At 19.0% G+C, this 23,796-nt stretch carries 21 protein-coding genes and 2 tRNA genes; 12 read left to right on the top strand and 11 right to left on the bottom strand.

The genetic code is table 11. The features are described 5' to 3' along the window. Position 1: 1 nt before the first annotated feature. Both leuB and leuA read right to left on the bottom strand, forming a co-directional pair. Complete coding sequence (gene leuB / locus GJT93_RS00245) at positions 2-1,087, bottom strand: 3-isopropylmalate dehydrogenase (RefSeq protein ID WP_168821627.1); 1,086 nt, start codon at positions 1,085-1,087, stop codon at positions 2-4. 15 nt (positions 1,088-1,102) lie between these two features. Continuing rightward, the gene (leuA, locus tag GJT93_RS00240) at positions 1,103-2,647 is read right to left on the bottom strand and encodes a 2-isopropylmalate synthase (RefSeq protein ID WP_168821626.1); all 1,545 of its coding nucleotides are present in this window, start codon (positions 2,645-2,647) and stop codon (positions 1,103-1,105) included. A 271-nt stretch (positions 2,648-2,918) separates the two neighbouring features. On the opposite strand from leuA, the gene ribD reads away from it, so the two are divergent. Genes ribD through nusB form a run of 3 tightly spaced genes read left to right on the top strand, consistent with a single transcriptional unit; the run spans position 2,919 to position 4,972 of the window. Continuing rightward, entirely contained in the window at positions 2,919-4,031 is a 1,113-nt protein-coding gene (gene ribD, locus GJT93_RS00235; protein ID WP_168821625.1) for a bifunctional diaminohydroxyphosphoribosylaminopyrimidine deaminase/5-amino-6-(5-phosphoribosylamino)uracil reductase RibD, read from the top strand. Between the two features lie 24 nt (positions 4,032-4,055). Beyond that, positions 4,056-4,556 carry a 6,7-dimethyl-8-ribityllumazine synthase gene (gene ribH / locus GJT93_RS00230; RefSeq protein WP_168821624.1) on the top strand — a complete coding sequence of 167 codons (501 nt, stop codon included), beginning with the start codon at positions 4,056-4,058 and terminating at the stop codon, positions 4,554-4,556. Beyond that, positions 4,553-4,972, top strand: a complete 420-nt coding sequence (gene nusB / locus GJT93_RS00225; RefSeq protein WP_168821623.1) for a transcription antitermination factor NusB — start codon at positions 4,553-4,555, stop codon at positions 4,970-4,972. The genes ribH and nusB overlap by 4 nt, the downstream gene beginning before the upstream one ends. Before the next feature lie 69 nt (positions 4,973-5,041). On the opposite strand, the gene GJT93_RS00220 is transcribed toward nusB, so the two are convergent. Genes GJT93_RS00220 through tadA form a run of 3 tightly spaced genes read right to left on the bottom strand, consistent with a single transcriptional unit; the run spans position 5,042 to position 7,364 of the window. After that, positions 5,042-5,608 carry a DJ-1/PfpI family protein gene (locus GJT93_RS00220; protein WP_168821622.1) on the bottom strand — a complete coding sequence of 189 codons (567 nt, stop codon included), beginning with the start codon at positions 5,606-5,608 and terminating at the stop codon, positions 5,042-5,044. A gap of 36 nt (positions 5,609-5,644) precedes the next feature. Beyond that, positions 5,645-6,883 (bottom strand): serine hydroxymethyltransferase, encoded by a 1,239-nt coding sequence (gene glyA / locus GJT93_RS00215; protein ID WP_168821621.1) that lies wholly within the window; start codon positions 6,881-6,883, stop codon positions 5,645-5,647. Between the two features lies 1 nt (position 6,884). After that, positions 6,885-7,364 (bottom strand): tRNA adenosine(34) deaminase TadA, encoded by a 480-nt coding sequence (tadA, locus tag GJT93_RS00210; RefSeq protein ID WP_168821620.1) that lies wholly within the window; start codon positions 7,362-7,364, stop codon positions 6,885-6,887. Between the two features lie 219 nt (positions 7,365-7,583). Here tadA and hisS point away from each other — a divergent pair, with 219 nt between their 5' ends. From hisS to dapD, 7 genes are all read left to right on the top strand, one after another. Beyond that, positions 7,584-8,876, top strand: a complete 1,293-nt coding sequence (hisS, locus tag GJT93_RS00205; RefSeq protein ID WP_168821619.1) for a histidine--tRNA ligase — start codon at positions 7,584-7,586, stop codon at positions 8,874-8,876. A gap of 271 nt (positions 8,877-9,147) precedes the next feature. Next, positions 9,148-10,503 (top strand): ribosome biogenesis GTPase Der, encoded by a 1,356-nt coding sequence (der, locus tag GJT93_RS00200; RefSeq protein WP_168821618.1) that lies wholly within the window; start codon positions 9,148-9,150, stop codon positions 10,501-10,503. Positions 10,504-10,553: 50 nt separating this feature from the next. Beyond that, complete coding sequence (gene dusA / locus GJT93_RS00195) at positions 10,554-11,537, top strand: tRNA dihydrouridine(20/20a) synthase DusA (protein ID WP_168821617.1); 984 nt, start codon at positions 10,554-10,556, stop codon at positions 11,535-11,537. A gap of 56 nt (positions 11,538-11,593) precedes the next feature. After that, positions 11,594-12,979, top strand: a complete 1,386-nt coding sequence (gene dnaB / locus GJT93_RS00190) for a replicative DNA helicase (RefSeq protein WP_168821616.1) — start codon at positions 11,594-11,596, stop codon at positions 12,977-12,979. A gap of 90 nt (positions 12,980-13,069) precedes the next feature. Continuing rightward, a complete protein-coding gene (cysS, locus tag GJT93_RS00185; protein ID WP_168821615.1) occupies positions 13,070-14,476 on the top strand; it encodes a cysteine--tRNA ligase in 1,407 nt (468 codons plus the stop codon). Then, on the top strand, positions 14,458-16,533 hold the full coding sequence (gene ligA / locus GJT93_RS00180) for an NAD-dependent DNA ligase LigA (RefSeq protein WP_168821614.1): 2,076 nt from the start codon (positions 14,458-14,460) through the stop codon (positions 16,531-16,533). The genes cysS and ligA overlap by 19 nt, the downstream gene beginning before the upstream one ends. 81 nt (positions 16,534-16,614) lie before the next feature. Continuing rightward, a complete protein-coding gene (gene dapD / locus GJT93_RS00175; RefSeq protein ID WP_168821613.1) occupies positions 16,615-17,439 on the top strand; it encodes a 2,3,4,5-tetrahydropyridine-2,6-dicarboxylate N-succinyltransferase in 825 nt (274 codons plus the stop codon). An 85-nt stretch (positions 17,440-17,524) separates the two neighbouring features. Here the strand turns inward: dapD and GJT93_RS00170 are convergent. The 5 genes from GJT93_RS00170 to recA form a co-directional block, all read right to left on the bottom strand. Further along, positions 17,525-17,597 (bottom strand) — tRNA-Arg (locus GJT93_RS00170). A gap of 5 nt (positions 17,598-17,602) precedes the next feature. Further along, positions 17,603-17,689 (bottom strand) — tRNA-Ser (locus GJT93_RS00165). Between the two features lie 69 nt (positions 17,690-17,758). Then, positions 17,759-17,950, bottom strand: coding sequence for a carbon storage regulator CsrA (gene csrA / locus GJT93_RS00160; RefSeq protein ID WP_168821612.1), 192 nt, complete (start codon positions 17,948-17,950; stop codon positions 17,759-17,761). Positions 17,951-18,017: 67 nt separating this feature from the next. After that, positions 18,018-20,657, bottom strand: coding sequence for an alanine--tRNA ligase (alaS, locus tag GJT93_RS00155; protein ID WP_168821611.1), 2,640 nt, complete (start codon positions 20,655-20,657; stop codon positions 18,018-18,020). 61 nt (positions 20,658-20,718) lie between these two features. Further along, positions 20,719-21,717, bottom strand: a complete 999-nt coding sequence (gene recA, locus GJT93_RS00150; protein WP_168821610.1) for a recombinase RecA — start codon at positions 21,715-21,717, stop codon at positions 20,719-20,721. Positions 21,718-21,817: 100 nt separating this feature from the next. Between recA and GJT93_RS00145 the strand changes: the two genes are divergently transcribed. Further along, on the top strand, positions 21,818-22,069 hold the full coding sequence (locus GJT93_RS00145; protein WP_168821609.1) for a sulfurtransferase TusA family protein: 252 nt from the start codon (positions 21,818-21,820) through the stop codon (positions 22,067-22,069). 9 nt (positions 22,070-22,078) lie between these two features. Here the strand turns inward: GJT93_RS00145 and rsmD are convergent, their stop codons facing one another. Further along, positions 22,079-22,660 (bottom strand): 16S rRNA (guanine(966)-N(2))-methyltransferase RsmD, encoded by a 582-nt coding sequence (rsmD, locus tag GJT93_RS00140; RefSeq protein WP_168821608.1) that lies wholly within the window; start codon positions 22,658-22,660, stop codon positions 22,079-22,081. Between the two features lie 123 nt (positions 22,661-22,783). Between rsmD and ftsY the strand changes: the two genes are divergently transcribed. After that, positions 22,784-23,737 carry a signal recognition particle-docking protein FtsY gene (ftsY, locus tag GJT93_RS00135; RefSeq protein ID WP_168821607.1) on the top strand — a complete coding sequence of 318 codons (954 nt, stop codon included), beginning with the start codon at positions 22,784-22,786 and terminating at the stop codon, positions 23,735-23,737. The last annotated feature ends 59 nt before the right edge of the window (positions 23,738-23,796 follow it).

Here is a 23,796-nt window from a genome sequence, read left to right as displayed (position 1 = left end):
ATTAAATTGATTCTATAATTAATGTGCCTATATCATCAGTTGTAACTATTTTTTCTTTAGAATTGTTTATAGATAAATCTTTAGTTCTATAACCTAAATTTAAAATTTTTTGAATAGCATTTTTAATTTTTATATATATTTTTTCTTCTTTTAAAGAAAATTTAATTAACATTGCTAATGATAAAATTTGTGCAATAGGATTAGCTATATTTTTTCCAGCAATATCAGGAGCTGATCCTCCAGCAGGTTCATATAAACCAAAATAATTTTGATTAAAACTAGCTGAAGGTAAATTACCTATTGATCCAGTAATGACTGCACATTGATCTGAAATTATATCTCCAAATAAATTTGGACATAATATAACATCAAATTGTGAAGGATTTTTTATTAATTGCATAACAGCATTATCAATATACATATGTTGTAATTTAACTGATTTATATTTTTTAGATATTTCTGTTACAACTTCTCTCCATAATATGGAAGTTTGTAAAACATTTGCTTTATCAATAGAACAAATTTTTTTTTTTCTTTTTAAAGCTATATTAAAAGCAATATGTGCAATTCTTTCTATCTCAAATCTTGAATAAGTTTCAGTATCAAATGCATATTCATTTTTTCCATTACCTTTTCTACCATTTAATCCAAAATATATACCACCTATTAATTCTCTAATACAAATAATATTAAATCCTTTATTTAAAATTTTTTCTTTTAAAGGACTTAAAATACTTAAGTTCTTATAACAAAAAGAAGGACGTAAATTTACAAATAAATTAAAATATTTTCTTAATTTTAATAATGAACCTTTTTCAGGTCTTTTATTTAAAGGTAAATAATCCCATTCTGGCCCTCCTACTGATCCTAATAATATGGCATCAGATTTTTCACAACCATTTAATGTTATTTTGGGTAATGGATCATCAAATTTATTAATTGCACTTCCTCCTATATAATAGGTATCAATAATTATTTTTTTTTTTATATATTTTTGAATTTTTTCTAATACTTTAATTGCTTGTTTCATTACTTCAGGACCAATACCATCTCCTGGTAACACAGCTATTTTAAATATATTTGACATAATTATCTCTACATTTTAAGATTGATTAATTTTTAAAATATTTTTTTGTACTTGATTTGATCTCCATATACTATTGAGACAATTAATAATTGCTATTACTGAAGCTTTTATAATATCTTTAGAAAAACCAATTCCATTAAATATTTTTGTTTTATATTTTATTTTTATGTTTACTTCTCCTATAGATTTTTCAGTATGACTTTTAGCTTTTAAAATGTAATTAATTAATTTTATATTATAATTTGTTATTCTAATTATAGTTTTATATATTGCATTAACAGCACCTAAACCTGTTGCTGATTCTAGTTTAATCACTTTACCACATTGTAATTTTATTGTAGCGATAGATAAATGTGAATTAGATTCAACGTTAAAATATTTTAAAGAAAAATATTCTGTATTATTATCTTTTAAACTATTAAAAGCTAATGATTCTAAATCATAATTAAAAACTTGACCTTTTTTGTCAGCTAATTTAATAAAATTATCATATAATAAATTAATATTATAAGTATTTTCTTTATATCCCATTAAATCCATATGGTATTTTACTGCTGCTCTTCCTGATTTAGAAGTAAGATTAAATTCTGTTTTATTTAAACCAATATTTTTAGGATTTAATATTTCATAAGTATTTCTATTTTTTATCATTCCATCTTGATGTATACCAGAAGAATGTGAAAATGCATTACTTCCTACAATAGCTTTATTAATTGATATAGGAATATTACATATTTTACTAACAATTTTACTAGTATAATAAATATTATGAACATTTATATTTGTATAAAAATTCATATTTTTTTTTCTTGTATATAAGGCCATAATTATTTCTTCTAAAGCACAATTACCAGCTCTTTCTCCTATACCATTAATTGTTCCTTCTATTTGTTGAGCTCCTGCATTAATTGCAGTAATAGAATTACCTACAGCCATTCCTAAATCATTATGAGTATGTACTGAAATAATACATTTATCTATATTTTTTACTTTATTTTTTAAATTTAAAATAATATTATAATATTCTTGAGGAAATATATAACCAACTGTATCAGGAATATTAATTGTTGTAGCTCCTGCAGTAATTGCTGTTTGTACAACATTACATAAATTATTAATAGGTGTCCGTGTAGCATCTTCACAAGAAAATTCAATATCATCAGTATATTGACGAGCATATTTAATCATAAATGATATTTTTTCTAATACTTTATTAAATGTAGTTTTTAATTTTGTAATTATATGTATTGGAGAAGTTGCTAAAAAGATATGAATTCTAAAATTATCTGTTTTTTTAAGTGAATGATATACCATATCTATATCTTTTTTTTTACATCTTGCTAAACCACATAATTTACTATTTTTTATAATTTTTGCTAATTCTTTAGAAGTTTTATAGTCTATTGGAGAAGAAATAGGAAATCCTACTTCGATAATATCAATTCCCATTTTTTCTAACGCTAAAGCTATTTCTATTTTTTCTTTAGTAGTTAAATTAAATTTTAAAGATTGTTCACCATCACGTAATGTGGTATCTAGTAAAATAATTCTTTTTTTCATATAAATATCATCTCTTAAAATAAATTTTTTTTTATTAATAACGAAAATTTTTTTATATAAAAATATATTTTATACAAATAAAATAATATATATATAAATATAGAAAAAATATTTATATTTATTAAATTTATTTTTAAATAAATAATTAATTTTTATAATTTTTTATTTAATTTTATATTTTGAATAATTATAATATTAATTTAATATAATAAATATTATAAATGAAAATTAATTAAATATTTTATTATTAAATAATAAATTTAAGGTTATTATGTATTTAATAGATAAATTTTATATGATGCATGCTATTAAATTAGCTAAATTAGGTGTTTTTACAACTACTCCGAATCCTAACGTAGGTTGTGTTATTGTTAAAAATAAAAACATTATTGGACAAGGATATCATTTTAAAGCAGGTGAATTTCATGCAGAAATTAATGCATTAAAAATGGCAGGAAATAATGCAGAAGGATCTACAGTTTATATTACATTAGAACCTTGTAATTATTCAAATTTAACACCATCTTGTTGTTGTGCTTTAGTAAAAGCTAAAATTAAACGGATTGTAGTTGCTACAAAAGATCCTAATCCTAAAGTAAATGGGAAGGGATTAAAATTTTTATATAATAAAGGTATTCAAATTACAAAAAATATTTTATCAAAAGAAGCTAAAAATTTAAATTTAGGTTTTTTTAAAAGAATGTATACAGGAATACCTTGGATACAATTAAAATTAGCAATATCATTAGATGGTAAAATTGCATTATTAAATGGAGATAGTAAATGGATATCATCAAAAACTTCTAGAAAAGATGTCCATAAATTAAGAGCTAAAAGTTCTGCTATTTTAAGTACAAGTAAAACTATAGTTAAAGATAATTCTACTCTATTAGTTAAATGGAATAAACTAAGTTATAATATAAAAAAAATTTATCCTAAAAAATTACTAAGGCAACCTGTGAGAATTATTTTGGATAGACTAAATAAAATTAAACCTAATGATAAAATAATTTTATCAGTAGGTAAAATATTATTAATTAAATCAAAATATACTTTTAATAATTGGCCAAATAATGTAGAACAAATTATTGTTCCTGAAATTAATGGATATTTTAATTTAAAATATTTATTTAAAATTTTAGGTAGTAGAGAAATAAATTCTTTACTTATAGAAGCTGGTAGTACATTATCAGGATTTTTAATTACTTATAATTTAATAGATGAATTAATTATTTATCTTTCTCCTAAATTATTAGGTAATGTAGCGTTAAATTTATGTAATATTAATTCATTTATGAATATTATCAATGTACCTCATTTTTATTTTAAATATATAAAAAGAATAGGCCCAGATTTAAAATTAATATTAAAACCTATTAAATAATTATTATAGGATAGAAATTATATTATGAAAATTATTGATGAAAATGTTATAGCACCTAATGCTATAATCGCCATTGTAATATCAAGATTCAATACATTTATAAATAAACATTTATTATATGCTACTATTGATTCTTTACAAAGAATAGGTATGGTTCAAGAAAAAAATATTACTATTTGTTGGGTTCCAGGAAGCTATGAAATAGCTTCTGTAATACAATTATTAATACAAAAAAATATTTATGATGGTATAATAGCTATAGGTAGTATTATAAAAGGAGAAACATCTCATTTTAAATATTTATCTCAAGAAGTTTGTTCCCAAATATCTAATCTATCAGTAAAAAATAATATTCCTATTGCTTTTAGCATTTTAACTACTGATAATATTAAACAAGCTATTGAAAGATCTGGTATTAAAGTTGTAAATAAAGGTACAGAAGCTGCTCTAACTTTATTAGAGATGATTAATGTATTTAAGTCAATAAAATTATTACATATAACAAATAAAAAGGAAGTCAAGTGAAATTTACTTATAGATATCAATCTAGAAAATATGCTTTACAAGCTATTTATTCTTGGCAATTATCTAATAATAATTTTAATGATATTCAATATTATTTTTTACATGAATCAATAAAAGACATTAAACATATAGATATAGATTATTTTAATGATTTAATAAATGGTGTTATAATAAATAGTGAATATTTAGATAATATTATGAAACCTTATATATCTAGAAAATTATTTGAATTAGGACAAATTGAAAAAGCAATATTACGTATTTCAATATATGAACTAATAAATCGTTTAGATGTTCCATATAAAGTTGTAATAAATGAAGGTATCCATTTAGCAAAAAGTTTTGGAGGTGTAGAAAATAGTTATAAATTTATTAATGGCGTTTTAGATAAAATGGCGAATAAATTAAGAACTTAATTAAAATTCACGAAAAAATAATTCTTAAATGTTAAGTCTATTTAAAACTATTTATTTCACAATAAATAATTATAATTCTTTTTTAATTTTTAAGTATTTTTCTTCACCTAAAATAATAGAAATTAATTTTAAATTAAATTCAATTGCATATTTAACACTTTGTGCTGTTAATAATCTATATTTATTATCCCAAAAAACTGGATATTTTTTCCATTGTTGATATGGAATTAAATATTTTAATTTTAAATATCCAGTCATTTTTGCATTCGGGAAAAGATTATTTGAACATATAACTAAAGAGGGAGATGCACATATAGCTGCTATTATCTTATTATTTTTTTTAAAAATTTTTAGATATTTTAATAAAATTTTATTTTTTTGAAAGCTTTCCGCAGCTTTTAATCCTCCAGGAAGAATAATTGCAGATTCATTATTAATATTAATATTTTTTAAATCATTTATAAAAATATTACTTATTATTTTTGTGCCATGTGCACATTGAATTTCACGCTTATTATTTATACTTAATAATTTAGTTTGTATATTACTTCTATTTAAAATATCTATAGATGATACTGTTTCTATATCTTCAATACCATCTGTAACACAAATTATAGCAGAAAATTGTTTTATCATATTATTACCATTGTATTTTTATTAAAAAATAAAATTTTAATCATGGATGTATATAGGAAAATTTTTACATAATTGAATTATATCATTTTTAATATATCTTAAAAATTTATTTTTATTATTTAATATATTAATTATATTTATTGTTAATTTTTTTATTTCTTTTTCTTTTAAACCTCTTTTTGTAATAGCTGGAGTTCCTATTCTTATACCAGATGTAATTGAAGGAGATTTTATGTCATAAGGAATACTATTTTTATTAACAATTATATTATACTTTTCTAATAATATTTGAGCTTCTAATCCCGTTATATTTTTATTAGTTAAATCAATAATAAACATATGAATATCAGTATTATTAAATACAATTTTATAATTATATTTTTTAAAAATTTTTACCATTAATTTTGAGTTTATTAAAATTTGTTTTTGATATATGTTAAATTTTATATTTAATGCTTCTTTAAAAGCAAAAGCTTTAGCAGCAATAATATGCATTAATGGTCCACCTTGACTTCCAGGAAATACTGCTTTATCAATTTTATGAAATAAAATTTTATTTTTTTCTGAAGATAATATTATACCACCTCTAGGACCAGATAAAGTTTTATGAGTAGTACTAGTAATAATATGTGCATAAGGTAATGGATTAGGATATAATCCAGCAATAATTAAACCTGCAATATGTGAAATATCTACTAAAAAATATGCATTTATTGTATCAGCAATATATCTCATCTTTTTCCAGTTACATATTCTAGAATATGATGAAAAACCACCAATAATCATTTTTGGTTTATATTTTTTTGCTAATTTTAGTAAATTATTATAATTAATTTTTCCGTTATTATTTATTTTATAAGATATGTTTTGAAAAAATTTTCCTGAAAAATTTACTTTAGATCCATGAGTTAAATGACCTCCATGTGAATTTTCTAAACCCATTATTATATCTCCAGGTTTTAATAAAGCCATGTATACAGCAAAATTTGCTTGTGATCCTGAATGGGGTTGTACATTTACATAATCAGCATTAAATAATTTTTTAGCTCTCTTGATAGCAAGATTTTCAATCTTATCTATATATTTACATCCTCCATAATATCTATTATTAGGATATCCTTCTGCATATTTATTTGTTAATTTTGATCCCTGAATATTCATTACTCCATAAGACGCATAATTTTCAGAAGCTATTAAATTAATACTATTTTCTTGTCTTTCAGATTCTTTTTTAATAATATTAAATAATTTTAAGTCTGAATTAAATATTTTCATATTAATAAGCCTTTTTAAGAAAATTATTCTTTTTTCTTTTTAAGAAAAAAAATTTTTTTATAATATTATTACATTTTTTTTTTAAAATACCAGAATTAATTTTTAATTTATAATTAATATTATATGTACTTAATAAATCTATAAATGATCCGGTATTACTATATTTTTTATTATATGTACTAAAAACTAAACGAGAAATTCTACTATTAATTATAGCTCCAGAACACATTAAACATGGTTCTAAAGTTACATACATAGTAGTATTTAATAATCTATAGTTTTTTAAAAATTTTGCTGCTTTTCTTAAAGCTATTATTTCTGCATGTCCCGTAGGATCATTGTTTTTTATAGAATTATTAATACCATAAGAAATAATTTTATTATTTTTGATAATAATAGCTCCTACTGGTATTTCTTCGTAAAATTCTGCTAATTTAGCAAAATTTAAAGCACATTTCATCCAATAAACATCATTTTTCATTTAAATATATATTTTTATTTAATAAAATTTAATATATAATTATATATTGTCTATATAATAAATATTATCTTATTTTAAATATTATTTAATAATAAATTTTTTTTTAAAAAAATATAAAACAATAATTATAAAAACTAATATACTTAAATTTATTATTCCGTTATTATAATATAATATTAATTTTAATTAAATTAATATTTATAATTAGAGATATTTATAGTGATAAAGTTAATAAAAGCTGTTTATGGTATGCATGATTATTTCTTTCCTGATACAATTTTATGGAAAAAAATTGAAAATATAATTCAAAATATTTTAAATAATTATGGTTATCAAGAAATTAAATTACCTCTTTTAGAACATAGTGAATTATTTAGAAAATCTATTGGAGAACATACAGATGTTATTGAAAAAGAAATGTATACTTTATTAGATAAAAATAATAATTCTTTAACTCTACGTCCTGAAGGAACTTTAGGATTTATTAGAGCAGTAATAGAACATAATATATTTTCTAATAATAAAAGATTTTGGTATAATGGTCCAATGTTTCGTTATGAACGTCCTCAAAAAGGAAGATATAGACAATTTCATCAAATTGGTTTAGAAGTTCTTGGATTAGAATCTCCATATATTGATGCTGAAATTATTATTATTATAAATAATATATGGAAAAAATTAAATATTACAAAAAATATTTTTTTAGAAATCAATACTATTGGATCCTTAAAAGATAGAAAAAAATATATTGAAAAATTAGTATTATTTTGGGAAAAGAATTATTCTTATTTAGACTTAAATGATAAAAAAAAAATTTATACTAATCCTTTAAGGATATTAGATAATTATAAATATAATAATATTAAACAATTGAATTTTATACCTAAATTAAAAGATTTTTTAAATAAGGAAAGTATAGATAAATTTAATAAATTTTGTAATATTTTAAATATTATGAATATTAAATTTACTATTAATTATTATTTAGTAAGAGGATTAGATTATTATAATGATATTGTTTTTGAATGGAAAACTTATGATATTAGTAATCAAAATATTTCAAAAACTATTTGTGGCGGGGGAAGATATGATAAATTAATTAATAATATGAGTAATGGTAAAAATCATAGTGGTTTTGGTTGTGCTATTGGAATAGAACGTTTATTATTATTAGTACAAAAAAATCAATCTTTAAAATTAAATTTAAATTTTTTAATTGATATTTTTTTAATTCCTATGGAATCTAATAGTAGTTTTAAAAAAATTTTAGTTATTAGTGAATTAATTAGAGAAAAATTTCCTAAACTTAGAATGATTATAAGTTATTGTTTTAAAAGTTTAAAAAAACAAATTATCCAGGCAAATAAATATAAATCACGTTTTATATTAATAGTAGGTCAAAAAGAAATAAAAAATAATTTAATTATCTTAAAAGATTTATATATAAGAAAACAAATATCTATACCAGAAGAGAAATTAATATTAAATTTAGAAAAATATTTTAATTCTTAATAATTTTATAATCTTATTCTTTTATTTTAAAATAAATAAAATTATGTTATTTTATAGTTTTGTTTTTTAATTAAAAAGTTTATTTTTAATTTTTTTATATTAATAAAATTTTAAATTAATTATTAAATATATTTTTTATATTAAAAAATTTTTATTATATAGTATATAGTTATTTTTTATGTTTTAAAATATTAAAATGTAAAATCATTTTTTTTAAAAAAAACATTTATATATAACATATAAAATATTTTTACTAAAATTATAATGAAATATGATAAATAATAATGTTATTAATTATTATCCAATAATTACGATTATGGGTGATAATAATGTAGGTAAATCTTCTTTATATAATATATTAATAGAAAAATATGATTCATTAGTTAATAAAATTCCAAATTTTACAATAGATAAAAAATATTCTGAAGCTATTATTAAAAATATTAAATATATTTGTATAGATACAATTAGTTATAATAAAATTACAGAAAATAATTTTTTAGTAAAAAATCAAATTTTGTTATCAATTCAAGAATCAAATTTAATTTTATTATTAATTAGAGGTAATAAATTAAATTTACTTGATTATAAAATAATTGATTATATTAGAAAATATAATAAGCAAGCTATTTTAATATTAAATATGAATAAAAAAATATTTTTAGATAATGATTTTTATGCTTTAGGTTTTAAATTTTATTTAATAAATATTAAAAATAATATTGATATTTTAAAATTAAAAGAAATTTTATATAAAAATATAAAAAAAATATCTTTTAAAAAAAAAAATAATTTAATTTATAATAAAATCTATAAAAAAAATCCAAAGAATATTAAAGTTGCTATTATAGGAATGCCTAATGTAGGTAAATCTACTTTAGTCAATAAATTCATTAATGAAAAAAGAATGTTTGTTAATAATAAACCAGGTACTACAAGAGAGAGTGTTTATTTACCATTAAATAATTTTAATAATATTTATAAAAATATTGTTTTAATTGATACTTCTGGGATAAAAAAAAAAAATAAAATTAAAAATAAAACAGAAAAATTTTCTATTTTAGAATCTTACAAAACTATTTATAAATCTGATATTATTTTATATATAATAAATGGGGAAAAAAAAATTTTTTGCAAACAAGATATACAATTAATAAAATATATTATATCAAAAAATAAAATGATAATTATTATTATCAATAAAATAGATCTTTTAAATAAAGAAAATATTTTATTTATAAAAAAATTAATAAAAATAAAATTTAAATTTTTTCCTGTAATAACTATTTCAGCTAAATTAATTGTAAATTTAAGTTATATTCTTAATTTAATTTATAAAATATATAATAAATCTAAAAAAATATATAGTACGTCTAAACTTATGAAAATATTATATTCAGCAACTAGTTTAGTTTTACCTCCTTTATATCATGGAAAAAGAATAAAATTAAAATATATACATCAAATTAAAAATCATCCTTTATTATTTAAAATACATGGTAATCAAGTTCAAAAATTAACTAATAATTATAAACGTTATTTAATAAATTTTTTTTATAATAAACTTAAATGTTTTGGTAATATTATCAGTATTAAATTTCAAGAAAATAAAAACCCATATCAATAATATTAAAGCTTTAATTATTATAATTATTATCTACTTATATGTCATATATAATGAAAAAAAAAATTCCATATTTTACTTTTGAAGTAGCTCCTATGTTAGGTAAAACTAATAAATATTGTAGATATTTTTATCGTAAATTAACTAAAAAATCACTTTTATATACTGAAATGATTCATTCAAATACAGTTAAAAATAATAAAAATATTTTATTAGAAAACAAAAATACTAGTAATATTGTATTACAATTAGCAGGTAATAAACATAAATTATTATCTTTATGTGCTAAAGAAGCAGAAAAAATAGGTTATAAAGAAATTAATTTTAATTTAGGTTGTCCTTCTTTAAAATCTCAGAAAGGTAATTTTGGTGCATGTTTAATGAATCAACCTTTAATAGTATCAGATTGTATAAAATCAATGAGTGATTGTGTTTCTATACCTATTACTGTAAAAATGCGTATAGGTATTAATAATAATGATAATTATTTTTTTTTACATGAATTTATTAATTTATTAATAGAAAGTGGATGTAATAGAATTATTATTCATGCAAGAAAAGCATTATTATATAATAATATTAATGTAAAAAAAAATTTATTAATCCCGAAACTAAATTATAAATTTATTTATCAAATAAAAAAAGATTTTCCAAAAATTAATATATCAATTAATGGAAATATTCAGACTTTATTAGAAATAAAAAAACACTTAAAATACGTTGATGGTGTTATGATAGGAAGAGAAATTTTTAAAAATCCTAAAATATTAATGGATATAGATCACTATATCTATAATACTAAATTTAAGATAAAAAAAAATCCTATTGAAATAATAGAATCTATGTTTTTTTATATTGAAAAAGAAATACAAAAAGGTAATTCTTTAATTACTATTATTACTCCTTTATTAAATATTTTTTATGGTATTAATGGATTAAATAAATTAAAAAAATTCATTTTTAATAAAAATAATTATATACATATGAATAATATAGAAATTTTAAATAAAGCTTTATCTTATATAAAAATAGAATAATATATTTATTATTTAAAGAAATAAAAATTAATTTATATATGGTATAAAATAATTAAATGAAACTTCTTAAAAAAGATCCTCAAATTGAAAAAATTAAAATTCCTCCTCATTCTTTAGAAGCAGAACAATCAATATTAGGAGGACTAATGTTAGACAATAATCGCTGGGATAATATTATAGAAAAAATAATAGTAGATGATTTTTTTATTTTATCACATAAAATAATTTTTAATGAAATGAATTATTTAATAGAATTAGGAAAACCTATTGATCTAATTACACTTTCTGAATCTTTAGAGAGTAAAAAAAAATTAAATCAAGTAGGCGGATTTGCATATCTTGCTGAATTATCTAAAAACATTCCTAGTATATCAAATATATCTGCATATGCAGATATTGTTCATGAACGTGCAATTATTAGAGAAATGATATCTGTAGCTAATGAGATAGCTGAAGCAGGATATTTTCCTAACGGGAGAAATAGTGAATATTTATTAAATTTAGCAGAATCACGTGTATTTAAAATAGCAGAAAAACGTTTACATAAAAATACTAAACCTAAAAATTTAGAAGAAATTTTAGAAGTTACTATTTCTAAAATCGAATCATTTTATAATATGCCTAAAAATGGTATTACAGGTATAGATACTGGTTATCATGAATTAAATAAAAAAACAGCTGGATTACAAAAATCAGATCTTATAATAATTGCTGCTCGTCCTGCTATGGGTAAAACTACATTAGCAATGAATATTTGTGAATATATAGCTATTTCTCAAGATAAACCTGTTTTGATATTTAGTTTAGAGATGCCTTGTGAACAAATTATGATTCGTATGTTAGCATCTCTTTCTCGTGTACATCAAAGTAAAATTCGTACAGGACAACTAAATGATGATGATTGGAAAAAAATATCAGCTACTATGGAAATATTATTAAAAAGAAAAAATATATATATTGATGATTCTTCAGAATTAACTCCTACAGAAATTAGATCACGTTCTAGGAAACTATTTAGAGAACATGATGGATTATGTTTAATAATGATTGATTATTTACAATTAATTAGAGTACCATCTTTATCTTTTAATAGAACTTTAGAAATTTCAGAAATTTCTCGTTCATTAAAAGCTTTAGCTAAAGAATTACGTGTACCTGTAATTGCGTTATCACAATTAAACAGATCTTTAGAACAAAGATCAGATAAACGACCAATGAATTCTGATTTAAGAGAATCAGGTTCTATAGAACAAGATGCAGATCTTATTATGTTTATTTATAGAGATGAAGTATATAATGAAAATACTAATTTACATGGTATTGCTGAAATAATTATAGGAAAACAAAGAAATGGACCTATTGGAACTATAAAATTAATTTTTAACAATCAAATTACACGTTTTGATAACTATTCTAGTTATTATAATAACGAAAATATTTAAATTTTTTATAAAATATTTTTTAAATTTTTTATATAAAATATATTTTCTATAAAAAAATATTATATAAAATTTCTTATTATGAGAAAATCAATGTTAAAAATTTTTAATACATTAAGTAAAAAAAAAGAAAAATTTTTCCCTATTAATAAAAAACAGGTAAAAATTTATTTATGTGGTATAACTGCATATGATTTATGTCATATTGGACATGGAAGAACTTTTATTATATTTGATATTATTATTAGGTATTTACAATTTTTAGGTTATAAAGTTAAATATATAAGAAATATTACTGATATTGATGATAAAATAATTCAAATAATAAAAAAAAAAAAATATAATATTATAGATTTTACAAAAAATATAATTAATAAAATTTCTAAAGATCTAAATGATTTAAATATATTAACTCCTAATTTTGAACCTAAAGTTACTGATCATATAAATGATATTATTTTAATAATAAAAAAATTATTAATTAATAAAAGCGCATATATTTCCAAAAATGGTGATATTATGTTTTCTATTCAAAAATATTTAAATTATGGAATATTATCTAAACAAAAAATTAGTTTATTAAAATCAACGTTTAGAATTAAAAATATTAATTTTAAAAAAAATTATAGTGATTTTATATTATGGAAATTAACTAATAAATTAGATATAGGTTGGGAATCTCCTTGGGGATATGGTCGTCCTGGATGGCATATAGAATGTTCTACCTTAAGTTATAAATATTTAGGAAAATATTTTGATATACATGGTGGAGGTAATGATTTAATTTTTCCTCATCATGAAAATGAATTAGCACAATCTTCTTGTATAGATAAAAATTTTTTTGTTAATTATTGGATACATACAGGAATGATTATTATTAATAATAAAAAAATGTCAAAATCTTTAAGAAATACTTTAAAAATAAAAGATATTTTATTAACATATAATAAAGAAGTTGTAAGATATTTTTTAACTGCTACTCATTATCGTAGTCCTATTATATATGATGAAATAAAATTAAAACAAGCAGAAAAAGTTTTAAAAAAATTATATATTTCTTTATCTGTTAAGAACAGTTTATATGATGTACAAAATTTAAAAAATAAATTTTTTTTATTAGAACAAAAATTTTATAATGCTATGAATAATGATTTTAATACTCCTAAAGCATATAGTATTTTATTTAAAATTTCAAAAAAAATAAATATTGCTTATAAACAAAAAAAATATTTGATAACTAATTATTTAATATTAAAATTAAAAAAATTAGGTAATATTTTAGGTCTTTTATTTTATAATCCTAAAAAATATTTGAAAAGTAATATAAATTTAAAATATTTTTATGATAAAAATAAAATTCAAAAATTAATAAAAGAACGTAATATTGCTAGAAATAATAAATTATGGGAAAAAGCAGATTTAATTAGAAAACAATTAGAAAATAAAAATATTCTTTTAGAAGATACTATTAATGGAACTATATGGAAGAAAAAAATTTAAAATTTTATATTCATAAATTAATAAATGTTTTATATAAAATTTCTAAAATTTTTTTTTATAAAAAAAAAATTATAAAATTACGTAAAATAATTAATAATTATAATTATAAATATTATATTTTAAATAATTCTGATATTTTAGATTATCAATATGATAAATTAATTAATAAATTAAAAAAATTAGAAAATTTATATCCTAATTTAAAAAATAAATATTCACCTACTCAATTGGTAGGTGTTGATTCATTATTACTATATCCTAAAATAAAACATAAGATGGTAATGTTATCATTAAATAATGTTTTTAATCAACATGATTTATTAAAAAAATTTTTTTTCCCTATAAAAAAAATAATTAATAAATGTCAATTATGTTGTGAATTAAAAATTGATGGAATAGCAGTTAATTTATTTTATAAAAATGGAATATTATTTAGTGCTGCAACAAGAGGTAATGGATTAATAGGAGAAAATATTACTAAAAATATATTACAAATTAAAGATATTCCTCATACCTTAAAAAGTAAGGTTTTTCCTAAATATCTAGAAGTTAGAGGAGAAATTTTTATTTCAAAAAATAATTTTAAAATATTAAATCAAAAAAAAATTATTCAATCTAAAATATTTAGTAATACTAGAAGTGCAGCGTATGGTATTTTAAAATTAACTAAAAATTATAATAAAAATAATTTAAATCTATTAAACTTTTTAAGTTATGGTATTGGTTTTGTTAGTCAACCATTTTTTTCAAATCAAAAAAAAATATTAGATTATTTACAATATATTGGCATTCCAATATCTAAATATAATAAAATTTTTTTTTCTTATCAAGATGTTACTAATTATTATAAATATTTTTTAGAATATAGAAATATATTACCTTATAATATTGACGGTATTGTTATTAAAATTAATAGTATTAAACAACAAAATATAATTGGATATACTAATCGTGCTCCTAAATGGGCAATTGCATATAAATTTCCTTCACAAGAAAAAATAACATTATTAAAAAAAATTACTTTTCAAATTGGAAGAACAGGTATTTTAACCCCAGTTGCTAAATTTAATACAGTAAACATTGGTGGTGTTAATATTAATTATGCTACATTATATAATATTAATGAAATTAAAAAATTAGATTTAAATATAGGAGATACAATTATTATACAAAGGTGTGGAGATGTAATTCCTAAAATTATAAACGTTATTAAAAAAAAAAAAGATTTTAAAAAAATTAAAAAAATTTTTATACCTAAATTTTGTCCTAGTTGTAATTATATACTTAAAATAAAAAAAAATTATTTATATTGTTTAAAAGGATTATCTTGTAAATCTCAATTAAAAGCATATTTAAAACATTTTATTTCTAGAGAAGCTATAAATATTAATTTTATAGGAGATAAATTAATTGATAAACTTGTAGAACAAAATTTAATAAAAAATGTTTTAGATTTATTAAATTTACATCAAGAAATTTTATTAAAAATAAAGAATTTAGGAACAAAGTCTATCCAAAGAATTTTAACATCTTTAAAAGAAAAAAGAAATGTAACATTAAATAAATTTTTATTTGCTTTAAGTATTCCTGGTATTGGAAAAGTAACATCATATAATATATCATTGTATTATAAAACATTAAATAATTTTTTAAATACTAATATAGCTCAATTATATAATATAATTGGCATAGGAAAAAAAAATGCAATAAATATTTTAAATTTTACTACAAATCAAGATAATATTTTTTTAATTTATCAATTATTAAAAAAAATAAATATTATTTATCCTAAAAATAATATAAAAAATAATGTTTTTTACCAAAAACAAGTTTCCATTACTGGTAAATTTTCTTTTTCTAAAAGAAAAGATATTATAAATAAATTAATTATTTTAGGTGCTAATATAAATACAAATATTAGTAAAAAAACTAATATATTAATTCTTGGTACTAATCCTGGTTTAAAATTATCAAAAGCAAAAAATTTTAATATTAAAATTTTTAGTGAAGATCAAATAATTAATTTTTTTAAAAAAAATAAAAATAATCTATTTTAATTATTTACATTTGTTAATTATAAAAATCAATGATATTGTTATTAATAATATATTTTGTAAAAATTTGTAATTATTAATTATATGAAAAACTTAAAAAATATTATAGAAGATTATTTTATTAAAAGTAATAAAAATGACGATTTTTTATATAAAAAAGAAGTTATTAATAATATTAATAAAGTAATTAAATTTTTAGATAATGGTATAATTAGAGTAGCTGATAAAATTAATGGACACTGGATAGTTAATAAATGGATTAAAAAAGCAATATTATTATATTTTAAAATTAGTAAAAATTTTTTATTTAAAGGAAAATATAATAATTTTTATGATAAAATACCTTTAAAATTTAGTAATTGTCAAGAAAAAATGTTTGAAAATATACAATGTAGAGTTGTTCCTCCTACTATTGTAAGATATGGTTCTTTTATTTCTAAAAATACAGTTTTAATGCCATCATTTATTAATATAGGTGCTTTTATAGGTCATGGAACTATGATAGATACTTGGTCTACTATTGGTTCTTGTGCTCAAATAGGAAATAATGTTCATATTTCTGGAGGAGTAGGCATTGGAGGTGTTTTAGAACCCATACAATCTAAACCTACTATTATAGAAAATAATTGTTTTATAGGAGCTAGATCAGAAATAGTGGAAGGAGTTTTAATAAAAAAAGGATCTGTAATTTCTATGGGAGTATATATAGGACAAAGTACTAAAATTTATGATAGAGAAAATGATTTAATTCACTATGGTATAGTTCCTAGTTATTCAGTAGTTATTCCAGGTACTCTACCATCTAAAAATGGTAAATATAATATGTATTGTGCAATTATAGTTAAAAAAGTAGATAAAAAAACATTAAGTAAAATTGAAATAAATGATATATTACGTAATAATTCTTAATTATATAAATTTTTCAAATTTATTATTTATGTTATTTGTTTTATATGATCATCTTTTAACAATTATTTTGATAATTAATATTAATTGCATCCGGGAGGATTTGAACCCCCGACCACTCGGTTCGTAGCCGAATACTCTATCCACTGAGCTACGGATGCTTTTTCGGTGAGAGAGAGATTCGAACCCTCGATGTAGAATACTACATACACCCTTAGCAGGGGTGCGCCTTCAACCACTCGGCCATCTCACCATTATATATAAATATTATATATCTACTAAAAAAAATTTGTCAAATTATTTTTTATATAAAAAAATCAAATTATTTAATTATATTAGTTTGTTGATTTTTTTCTGCTTGTATACGTTGATATATTTCTTCACGATGAACAGCAATTTCTCTAGGAGCATTAACACCTATTCTAACTTGATTTCCTTTTATTCCTAATACTGTTACCATAACTTCATCACCAATCATAAGTGTTTCGCCTATTCGGCGAGTAAGAATTAACATTTCTTTTCTCCTTAAAAGAAATAAAATATAAAATATTTATTATAATATTTTAATTTTATTTAAATTATTAACTTAATTTATTTATTTTATTTAAAATATATGTTCTTATTTTAGATAAAATAAAATAATATTTATCTATATTAATATCAATATTACCTTGAACTATATTATCACATCCATTTATATTACAAACATTTTTATCTAAATTTCTTTTTATAATATCTAAAGCGTTTATATTATTATTAATATTTTGTGAAATTTTAAATATAAAAAATATTTTTTTTTCCCATTTAGTAGATAAAATTATTATTACTTTATTTAATTTTTTTAATATCTTCTTTAAAAGAAAATTTAAAAATATTGGATTACAATTATATATATTACTAATAATTATATTTTTTTTATGTAATAAAATTTTATTATTTAATAATATGTTTATTTCTTTTGAAATAAAATATTGTTTTAATTCTTGAAAATTTTTTTTTAATAAATCATTTTTTTTTTTATTTGATATAATATTTTTTATTAAAAATTCTTCATTTGTATTAAAAAAATTAGCAATGTATTTAATATTTGTATTTTGTTTTTGCATATATTTTAATGCTATATTATGCGTAATTGCATGTATACGTTTTATACCATTAGCAATATTTAAATATTTAGTAATAATAAATAAACCAATTTTACTAGTATTTGTAACATGTGTACCTACACATAGTTCTTGTGAAAGACCATCAATTTTAACAATTCTTACAAGAGAAGAATATTTATTTGGGAAAAGAGCTATTATATCTTTTTGATTTTTTATTTCTTCTATTTTTTTTGTATATGTTTTTATAGATATATTATCAAAAATATAATCATTTATTTTTTTTTCAATATATGTAATATCATTCTCTTTTAAAGAATGATTTAATGTAAAATCAAATCTTAAATATTTATTAGTTATTAATGATCCTTTTTGTTGTATATATGTACCAAATTTATTACGTAATATAATATGTAATAAATGTGTTGCTGAATGATTTTTACTAATCATATTTCTATGAATAAGATCTACTTTAGAATATAAATAATCATTTTTTTTAAATGAACCTAAAATCATTTTACCTATATGTATAATTATATTACCTTTTTTTTTTGTATCATATACTTGAAAAATATTTTTTTTATCTTTTTCTAAAAATCCAATATCTCCTTTTTGTCCACCTGATTCTCCATAAAAAGATGTAGTATTTAATATTATTTCTCCCTGTTCTCCTAAATCAATTTTTTGTTTAGCAATATTATTTATATAAATATTAATTATTTTACTATAAGTTATAAAATTATCATATCCATTAAATTTAGAAATATCATTTTTATCATAAATATTGATTTTATGTTTAAATAAAGTGTTTTTTTGTGATTTTTGACGTTGAATTTCCATATATTTTAAAAATTCTTTTTTATTTATATTAATATTTTTTTCTATACATATATTTTCTATTAGATCTGGAGATAATCCAAATGTATCATATAAATAAAATATTTGTTTTCCTGTTAAATAATTATCTTCAGACTTTTTAAGTTCTTTATTTAAAAGTTTTATCCCTAAATTTATAATTTGATTAAATTTTTTTTCTTCATTTTTAATAATTTTGGTAATATATTCTATTTTTTTATGTAAAAATATTTTTTCATTATTATTGATATATTTAATATAAATTTTTACTAATTTATAAAAAAATAGTTCTTTAGTACCTAATATTCTTCCATGATTTATAGCTCTTCTTATAATTTTTCTTAAAACATATCCTCTTTTTTCATTATTAGGAATAATACCTTCTGCAATTAAATAAATAGTTGATCTAATATGATCTGCTATAACTTTAAGTGAATTATGATTAATATTTTTAATATTAATTTTATCAGCTATTTTTTGGATAATTTTTTTAAAAAAATAAATTTTATAATTTGAATCTACTTTTTCTATGATACTGGTAATACGTTCTAGTCCCATACCTGTATCAACTGATTTTATTAATAAAGGAATTAATTTACCGTCTAATGTTCTATTAAATTGTATAAATACAATATTCCATATTTCAATAAAACGATTACCTGAATTATTTTTAATATTTCCTTGTAAATGATCTCCTAAATCGTAAAAAATTTCTGTTGATGGTCCACAAGGACCTGTTTCTGACATTTGCCAAAAATTATCAGAATTATATTTCTGATTATTTTTATCTTTTATTAAAATCAAATTTTTTTTTGAAATACCTATAAGATTATGCCATATATTATATGTTTCCATATCTTGATAATAAACAGTAATAAATAATTTTTTTTTTTTTAAATTAAACCATTTAGAATTAGTTAATAATTCCCATGCATAAAAAATAGCTTTTTTTTTAAAATAATCTCCAAAACTAAAATTTCCTAACATTTCAAAAAAAGTATGATGTCTATTTGTAAAACCTACATTGTTAAAATCATTGTGTTTACCTCCCATACGTATACATTTTTGTATTGTAACAATTCTTGAATAAGGAGGTTTTTTATATCCTAAAAAATATTCTTTAAATTGATTCATTCCTGCATTTGTAAATAATAATGATTGATCATTATAAGGAATTAATGAACTTTCTTTAATTATTCTATGTTTTTTTTTATTAAAAAATTCTAAAAATACTTTACGAATTTCTTCAATTTTATTATCCATGTTATAAATTAACCCTAAAATTTTTTTAAATATTATTTATAAAATTTAATATATATTTATACTATTTTTTTTTAAAAAATATTTTTCTTAATTTTTTTTCTATTTCTTTAGATTGTTTTTGATTATTTTTAAGAAAATATATAGCATTCATTTTTCCTTGACCAATTTTTTCATTTTGATAACTATACCATGAACCACATTTTTCAATAATTTTTTCTTTTACTCCTAAATCTAATAATTCTCCATAAATATTAATTCCTTCACCATAAATTATTTGAAATTCCGCAACTTTAAAAGGTACTGCAACTTTATTTTTAACAACTTTTACTCTAGTTTCACTACCAATTATATTATCTCCAATTTTAACATTGCCTATTTTACGTATATCTAATCTTATAGAAGCATAAAATTTTAAAGCATTACCTCCTGTTGTTACTTCAGGATTACCAAATAAAACACCAATTTTCATTCTAATTTGATTAATAAAAATTAATAATGTATTTGTTTGTTTTAGATTACTTGCCAATTTTCTCATAGCTTGACTCATCATTCTTGCTGCTAATCCTATATGTGAATCTCCTATTTCTCCTTCTATTTCAGCTTTGGGAGTTAATGCTGCAACTGAATCTACTATAATAACATCTATAATACCTGATTTAGCCAAAGAATCACATAATTCTAATGCTTGTTCCCCAGTATCTGGTTGAGAACATAATAACTTATTAATATCAACATTTAATTTTTTTGCATAAATAGGATCTAATGCATGTTCTGCATCAATAAATGCACAAACTTTTTGTAATTTTTGTGCTTCTGCAATAATTTGCAATGTTAAAGTAGTTTTTCCAGAAGATTCAGGTCCATATATTTCAATAATTCTACCAATTGGTAATCCACCAATACCTAATGCTTTATCTAAAGATAATGATCCTGTAGATATAGATTCTATATCCATAGTTCTATTATCTCCTAATCTCATAATAGAACCTTTACCAAATTGGTTTTCTATTTGTGTAATAGCATTTTCGAGAGCTAATTGTTTTTTTTTTTCTAAATTCATAAACACACCTTATTTAATAATAAAATTAATTATGAATTTTTTAATAAAATATTTTAATATAATAAAATATTTTATTTATTAATCTGAATAATATATTAAAATGCTTAAAAAAAATTTATTTTCTAAAAATATAAATTATGTTTTAGATATAAGAGGATTACAATGTCCAAATACAATTATAATGATAAAAAAAAATTTACTTAAAATAAAAAAAAAAGAAATTTTAGCTATCATTACTAATGATAAAATTGTTAATATAGATATTAAAAATTTTTGTTATTTTATGAAATTTTGTATTATTAAAAAAAGAATTAGTAAAATACCATATTTTTTTCTGATACAAAAAATATAATAATTCTTTTTAAGAAGATTTTATTTTACATAATAAATATTCTACATTACCAAATTTTTTTTGTCGATATTTAATCCATTTTTTTGGTAAAAATAATTTATCACTATTAATTTTATATTGAATAAAAATGTTTGCATTTTTTTGTAACCAATTATTTTTATTTAAAAGTATACATGTTTTTTTTAATAGAAGATTTCCTTTAGAAAAAGGAGGATCTATAAAAATTAGATCATATTTTATATGAGATTTTTTTGATAAAATTTTTATAGTATTCTCAAAAATTAAAGAAATATTATTTTTTTTAAAAAAAATAATATTTCTTTTTAATTGTTGAAATATTTTTTTATTATTTTCAATTAATGTAACTAAATTAATATTTTTTCTAGAAATAGCTTCAAAACTTAATATACCAGTTCCTGCATAACAATCTAAACAATTAAAACAAGTTTCATTCATAATCCAATTAAATAAATTTTCACGAACAAAATTCATTGTAGGTTTTAATATCTTATTATTAATTATTTTAATTCGTTTATTTTTCCATTTTCCTGCAGTAATATTAATATTGTTTAAATGTTTTTTTTTTTTCATAATTGATATAATAAAATTAAAGATATTAATTACTTTAAATTTTTAAGTAATTATATTACTATTATAATAGTAATAATTAAATTGATTAAATTTAATATTTATTTTTAATTATTTTATATAAACATGACAAATAAACAAGATCTAAATATAAAAAAAAAAAATAGTTTTTTTAATTATTTAAAAAAAAATTTAATTCAAACTACTAAAAACCTTAGTAAAAAAATTTTTAATTTATTTAAAAAAGAAAAAATTATTAATAAAAAATTATTTAATAAATTAAAAGAAACATTAATTGTTTCTGATATAAATATACATACTACAAATAAGATTTGTAAGTTAACAAAAAAATATGCTGAAAATAATAAAATTAAAGATTCTTACAAATTATATGATTTTTTAAAAAAAGAGATGTTAAAAATTTTACTTCCTGTAGAAATACCTTTAATAATTAATAATAAAAAAAAGCCTTTTATAATATTAATAATAGGGGTAAATGGGGTAGGAAAAACAACAACAATAGGTAAAATTGCATACTATTTTTATAGAAAAAAAAAATCTGTACTTTTAGCTTCTGGAGATACTTTTAGAGCAGGTGCTTATGATCAATTATTCACATGGAGTAAACGAAGTTATAGTTTTCTTTTGAAAGATAATAAAAAAAAAGATAGTGCAGCTATTATTTTTGACGCTATTTCTTATGCAAAAAAAAAACAAATTGATATTTTAATTGCTGATACTTCTGGAAGATTACATAATAATTTAATGTTAATGGAAGAATTAAAAAAAATTACACGTGTAATAAAAAAATATAATAATACTGATATTGATGAAGTTATGTTAATTTTAGATGCTAATATTGGACAAAATTCTATTAATCAAATGAAAATATTTCATAAAAACATAGGAATAACAGGAATTACCATTACTAAAATTGATGGTACAGCAAAAGGAGGTGTTATTTTTTCTATAGCAGATCAATTTAATATTCCAATAAGATATTTAGGTACTGGTGAAAAAATTACGGATTTACATTTATTTAATGCAAAAAAATTTATAGATGCTTTATTTTATAAGTAATTAGTTGTTTTAAAAAAAATTTTATTAATTAAAATCATACTAATCATATTTATTTTTGG

It is taken from the genome of Enterobacteriaceae endosymbiont of Donacia provostii (assembly GCF_012570145.1).
Taxonomy (GTDB): Bacteria; Pseudomonadota; Gammaproteobacteria; order Enterobacterales; family Enterobacteriaceae.
This window is presented reverse-complemented; position numbering and strand designations above follow the sequence as displayed.

Excerpts from the sequence above, each read along its gene's own strand:
- ribD (WP_168821625.1), top strand. The coding sequence starts at position 2,919 with ATGTATTTAATAGATAAATTTTATATGATGCATGCTATTAAATTAGCT.
- recA (WP_168821610.1), bottom strand. The coding sequence starts at position 21,717 with ATGAATTTAGAAAAAAAAAAACAATTAGCTCTCGAAAATGCTATTACA.
- leuA (WP_168821626.1), bottom strand. The coding sequence starts at position 2,647 with ATGAAAAAAAGAATTATTTTACTAGATACCACATTACGTGATGGTGAA.
- ribH (WP_168821624.1), top strand. The coding sequence starts at position 4,056 with ATGAAAATTATTGATGAAAATGTTATAGCACCTAATGCTATAATCGCC.
- leuB (WP_168821627.1), bottom strand. The coding sequence starts at position 1,087 with ATGTCAAATATATTTAAAATAGCTGTGTTACCAGGAGATGGTATTGGT.
- csrA (WP_168821612.1), bottom strand. The coding sequence starts at position 17,950 with ATGTTAATTCTTACTCGCCGAATAGGCGAAACACTTATGATTGGTGAT.
- dusA (WP_168821617.1), top strand. The coding sequence starts at position 10,554 with ATGAAAAAAAAAATTCCATATTTTACTTTTGAAGTAGCTCCTATGTTA.
- ftsY (WP_168821607.1), top strand. The coding sequence starts at position 22,784 with ATGACAAATAAACAAGATCTAAATATAAAAAAAAAAAATAGTTTTTTT.
- cysS (WP_168821615.1), top strand. The coding sequence starts at position 13,070 with ATGTTAAAAATTTTTAATACATTAAGTAAAAAAAAAGAAAAATTTTTC.
- glyA (WP_168821621.1), bottom strand. The coding sequence starts at position 6,883 with ATGAAAATATTTAATTCAGACTTAAAATTATTTAATATTATTAAAAAA.
- tadA (WP_168821620.1), bottom strand. The coding sequence starts at position 7,364 with ATGAAAAATGATGTTTATTGGATGAAATGTGCTTTAAATTTTGCTAAA.
- der (WP_168821618.1), top strand. The coding sequence starts at position 9,148 with ATGATAAATAATAATGTTATTAATTATTATCCAATAATTACGATTATG.
- rsmD (WP_168821608.1), bottom strand. The coding sequence starts at position 22,660 with ATGAAAAAAAAAAAACATTTAAACAATATTAATATTACTGCAGGAAAA.
- GJT93_RS00145 (WP_168821609.1), top strand. The coding sequence starts at position 21,818 with ATGCTTAAAAAAAATTTATTTTCTAAAAATATAAATTATGTTTTAGAT.
- ligA (WP_168821614.1), top strand. The coding sequence starts at position 14,458 with ATGGAAGAAAAAAATTTAAAATTTTATATTCATAAATTAATAAATGTT.
- dnaB (WP_168821616.1), top strand. The coding sequence starts at position 11,594 with ATGAAACTTCTTAAAAAAGATCCTCAAATTGAAAAAATTAAAATTCCT.
- GJT93_RS00220 (WP_168821622.1), bottom strand. The coding sequence starts at position 5,608 with ATGATAAAACAATTTTCTGCTATAATTTGTGTTACAGATGGTATTGAA.
- alaS (WP_168821611.1), bottom strand. The coding sequence starts at position 20,657 with ATGGATAATAAAATTGAAGAAATTCGTAAAGTATTTTTAGAATTTTTT.
- dapD (WP_168821613.1), top strand. The coding sequence starts at position 16,615 with ATGAAAAACTTAAAAAATATTATAGAAGATTATTTTATTAAAAGTAAT.